This window comes from Pseudomonas sp. BP01 (genome assembly GCF_022760795.1).
In the GTDB taxonomy this organism is placed as follows: domain Bacteria; phylum Pseudomonadota; class Gammaproteobacteria; order Pseudomonadales; family Pseudomonadaceae; genus Aquipseudomonas; species Aquipseudomonas putida_Q.
In genome coordinates this window covers 1-410 of the sequence record NZ_JAFBKA010000089.1, presented here as the reverse complement: position 1 = coordinate 410, position 410 = coordinate 1, and the positions used below count along the sequence as shown (strand labels likewise).

Sequence of the window (410 nt, the reverse complement as noted above, 5' to 3'; positions counted from 1 at the left end):
CCAGCAGGCTGCGCAGGGAATAGTTGTCCGATCCCAATTCCAGACGCGCAACATCGCGCAGGCGGGTAACCTGCCCGTCAGCGCCAGCTTTGATCACGATATCGCCAAACTGCTCAACGGTGGTCAGACGCCCCTGGGCATTGATACTGACTTCGAAGGCTGAGGAGCTGTTCGGCTGTTGACCGACAGAACCGGCCGCGACCTGGACATTCTGCTCACGAATTGCTGCGGTCACATCACTGGCCGTCAAACCGCGGGAAGCGACTTTGGTCGGATCCAGCCAGACGCGCATCGCGTATTCACCCTCGCCCCCAAGCGTGACGCTGGCAATACCTGGCAAGCGTGATAGCTCATCACGCACGTTCAACATGGCATAGTTGGAAACATAAAGCGGATCGTAGCGATCGCCC

Annotated in this window: 1 protein-coding gene; it reads right to left on the bottom strand. The window is 58.8% G+C overall.

The window, feature by feature from the left end:
- On the bottom strand, positions 1-410 hold a 410-nt coding region (locus JOY50_RS28605; RefSeq protein ID WP_243056182.1), incomplete at both ends, for an efflux RND transporter permease subunit.